Origin of the sequence: Streptomyces sp. NRRL S-37 (assembly GCF_000721605.1) — a bacterium.
In the GTDB taxonomy this organism is placed as follows: domain Bacteria; phylum Actinomycetota; class Actinomycetes; order Streptomycetales; family Streptomycetaceae; genus Streptomyces.
This window is the reverse complement of record NZ_JOIZ01000119.1, coordinates 1-376: the sequence shown is the minus strand read 5'-3', so window position 1 is coordinate 376 and position 376 is coordinate 1. Positions and strand designations below refer to the sequence as shown.

Sequence of the window (376 nt, the reverse complement as noted above, 5' to 3'; positions counted from 1 at the left end):
TCCGACCGAGACCACGATCGGTGTGGTCACGACGCGTCTGACGGCCGAGCGGGTGGCCGACGGTGTGGTGCCGGTCGGTACGCCGGCGGCCAACACGCGCGTGTATGTGCTGGACCAGTGGCTGTCTCCGGTGGCTCCCGGGGTTGCGGGTGAGCTGTATGTGGCTGGTGCGGGTCTGGCGCGCGGGTATGTGGGCCGGGCCGGTCTGACGGCGGAGCGGTTCGTGGCCGGTCCGTTCGGTACGGCGGGCGAGCGGATGTACCGCACCGGGGATCTGGTGCGGTGGAACGCCGAGGGTCAGCTGGAGTACCTGGGCCGGGCGGACGAGCAGGTGAAGATCCGCGGCTTCCGCATCGAGCCTGGTGAGGTGCAGGCG

1 protein-coding gene is annotated in these 376 nt (G+C 71.0%); it reads left to right on the top strand.

The annotated features are described in order from the left end of the window. Positions 1–376, top strand: a 376-nt coding sequence (locus IH50_RS38480) for an AMP-binding protein (protein WP_037873716.1), incomplete at both ends; no start/stop codon positions are given.